General features: G+C 37.6%; 6 protein-coding genes. 5 read left to right on the top strand and 1 reads right to left on the bottom strand.

The window, feature by feature from the left end; genetic code table 11:
- Together DNK84_RS08335 and DNK84_RS08340 are read left to right on the top strand one after the other, a co-directional pair.
- Window positions 1–297 (top strand): transposase (locus tag DNK84_RS08335; RefSeq protein ID WP_235826866.1); only part of this gene is annotated, 297 nt, incomplete at its 5' end.
- A 43-nt stretch (window positions 298–340) separates the two neighbouring features.
- Window positions 341–1,198, top strand: a complete 858-nt coding sequence (locus DNK84_RS08340; protein WP_235826867.1) for an SDR family NAD(P)-dependent oxidoreductase — start codon at window positions 341–343, stop codon at window positions 1,196–1,198.
- Between the two features lie 70 nt (window positions 1,199–1,268).
- Here DNK84_RS08340 and DNK84_RS15055 read toward each other — a convergent pair whose 3' ends face one another.
- The gene (locus tag DNK84_RS15055) at window positions 1,269–1,499 is read right to left on the bottom strand and encodes a response regulator transcription factor (protein WP_119344080.1); all 231 of its coding nucleotides are present in this window, start codon (window positions 1,497–1,499) and stop codon (window positions 1,269–1,271) included.
- 31 nt (window positions 1,500–1,530) lie between these two features.
- Between DNK84_RS15055 and DNK84_RS14645 the strand changes: the two genes are divergently transcribed.
- The 3 genes from DNK84_RS14645 (at window position 1,531) to DNK84_RS14320 (ending at window position 2,392) form a co-directional block, all read left to right on the top strand.
- Window positions 1,531–1,722 (top strand): hypothetical protein, encoded by a 192-nt coding sequence (locus DNK84_RS14645; protein WP_208123287.1) that lies wholly within the window; start codon window positions 1,531–1,533, stop codon window positions 1,720–1,722.
- Window positions 1,723–1,950: 228 nt separating this feature from the next.
- Entirely contained in the window at window positions 1,951–2,262 is a 312-nt protein-coding gene (locus tag DNK84_RS08350; protein ID WP_208123288.1) for a type II toxin-antitoxin system RelE/ParE family toxin, read from the top strand.
- Window positions 2,240–2,392: a hypothetical protein gene (locus tag DNK84_RS14320; protein ID WP_162902145.1), complete on the top strand. Its 153-nt coding sequence runs from the start codon at window positions 2,240–2,242 to the stop codon at window positions 2,390–2,392. Before DNK84_RS08350 ends, DNK84_RS14320 begins: the two co-directional genes overlap by 23 nt.
- Window positions 2,393–2,530: the final 138 nt, after the last annotated feature.

Below are 2,530 nucleotides of genomic sequence, written 5' to 3' on the forward strand. Positions count from 1 at the left end.
ATTAAAGTAGGATTATCTGAGCGTGTATTGGCGCGAGGACTGCAAGTGGTGACACGGGTGAAAAAGAAGATGAAAAAAAGTTTGATTTCTTTACTGGACAAAGCACTTTTAAGAAAGCGCGCAATTATTGAGTCTGTCAATGATCAGCTTAAGAATATTAGTCAAATCGAGCATACGAGACATCGTTCAATTTGGAACTTTATGACAAATTTATTGTGTGGCCTTATCGCCTATTGTTTTCAGCCAAAAAAGCCAAGTTTACGGATTAAGGGAGATAGTGAGCTGATAGTTTTATGAACACTTATGTCGAACTCACGTTGTGTTAGGATAGAGTTTAGATATGGCAATACAAAAAACATTGCAAATAAAGACGGCAGGCATGAAAAAACAAACAATATTGATCACAGGTTGCTCGCACGGTGGCATTGGTTATGCTACGGCAAAATACTTAAAAGGCAAAGGCTATCAGGTTTTTGCCTCGGCAAGAAAACAGCAAGATGTTGAGATATTAATTGAGGAAGGCTTTGACACTTATCTAATTGATGTCAGAGATGAAGCGCAGGTGGCTGTCGCAGTTGATGATATTGTCAATAAAAAAGGTTATAAGCTTGATGCCGTTTTTAATAATGCGGGATATGGTCAGGCAGGTGCACTTGAAGATATTCCAACTGAATATCTACGACAACAGTTTGAAACTAATGTTTTTGCACTGCATTATATCACACGTGCAGTACTTAAAATCATGCGAAAGCAAGGTTATGGAAAAATTATCCAGCACGGTTCGGTTTTAGGACTTGTGTCACTGAAATACAGAGGTGCATATAATGCCAGCAAATACGCGATTGAAGGGATTGCAGATACGATAAGACAAGAGCTCAAAGGTACAAACATTTATATGAGCACATTAAATACAGGCCCTGTCACCAGTAATTTTAGAGCAAATGCAATGAAAACCGTCAAGAATATAGAGTTGACTGGATCCGTTCATCAAAGCGAATATGAAAAAATGCGACAAGGCCTGCACAAAAAAGTCCCATTCAATAAAGAAGCAATTGTTGTGGCCAAAGTGGTTGAGAAAATTCTTCTGGCCAAAAAACCCGCTCCCAGATACAGTATTACGGCATTTACCTCGATTGCCAAAATATTGAAAGCTGTATTGCCAACCAGGGCATTGGACAGTATTTTTAGTAAGTTTTAAATACGTTTTTACTCAAGCGAATTCATGACGTTTTAGCCAGTATGGTGCGTTACTATTTTAGTGCCTACGGCTAAACCCCTATTTGATGCAAGTGTGTGATTAGCTCAGAGCGCTTATGGCAATTCAGTTTTTGCTTGATATTATTGATGTGAGTTTCAACGGTTCGATAAGAAAGACTAAGTTTTAATGCGATTTCTTTCGCAGATGCGCCTAAAATGAGCATTCTGGCGATTTGGTGTTGCCTTTTAGATAAGCCTGCATATACTATGATCAACAGCAGAGTTGTTTGCGAGTCTATCATCCTTTTGACTATTAATTGAACTTAGGCATTGATGAGACTCGATAAATATTTGGGCAAAAATTCCTACTTCGGGACAAAGCGCTATCTCTTTGGTATTTCAAGAAGTACTTACTATATGATTAAAAAAGGGCAATATGATCACTTATTGCCTGATGATTATAAACGAATGAAATCAATAACACTGACATTGGATTTATATGATGATAATGGAGATAGCTATTAAAATTGTGAGTTCATCAAAAATGATACCAAAATTTTTTATAAGACTAGCTGAAAAGAAGACCATGTAATGGTTAGCAATAAATGGCTTTTTGGCATAAACTTTTGGTTTATTAGCTTCAAACCCAATAACGCTTGACTTTATATCCAGTTGGATATAAACTTTAGTTTAACAAGAAATAGAATTAAACTTGTCGTGGATATAAGATATTATGCCAAAAATAGTGGCAGAATGCCTGTAAAAGAAGCTATTAACACACTACCTATAGATGAACAGGCCGATGTATTAGCAAGGCTAAAAGGCATAGAAGAGTACGGGTTTGATTATAGTCGAGTCCAATTTAAACAAGTTAAAGGTAAATTGTGGGAAATAAAATATAAATATCGCAATCAACATAGAATTTTGTACTGCATGAAATCCTCGGAGTTAATAGTATTGCTTCACTATGTGAAGAAAAAAACACAAAAGCTAGAAACAAATGATCTTGATATTAGTGAAAAACGTATGATGGAGGTATTAAATGAGTGCGCCAAGCAAAGCTAAGGCAATCAAGCTGGACAATCCAGCCCAGAAAAAGGCTAGCCACCAGTCTGGAACCGAACTACACATAATGCAAGGTAACGAACATTATGAAGCTGTAGTAAGGGCGGTCTATCAGCCACAACGCAAGTGAAGGTATTGAGCCCCGTAATATATCATCGTCGCACCTGATCAAGGTTTTCATTTGCCTGAAATCAGCACTACGCAATACGTAAAGGCGAGTATGCGTGGAGGTGTCGGGGTCTGAGTCCGTAGCGGGTAGATGAACTGA

The organism is Facilibium subflavum, from assembly GCF_003574485.1.
In the GTDB taxonomy this organism is placed as follows: domain Bacteria; phylum Pseudomonadota; class Gammaproteobacteria; order Francisellales; family Francisellaceae; genus Facilibium; species Facilibium subflavum.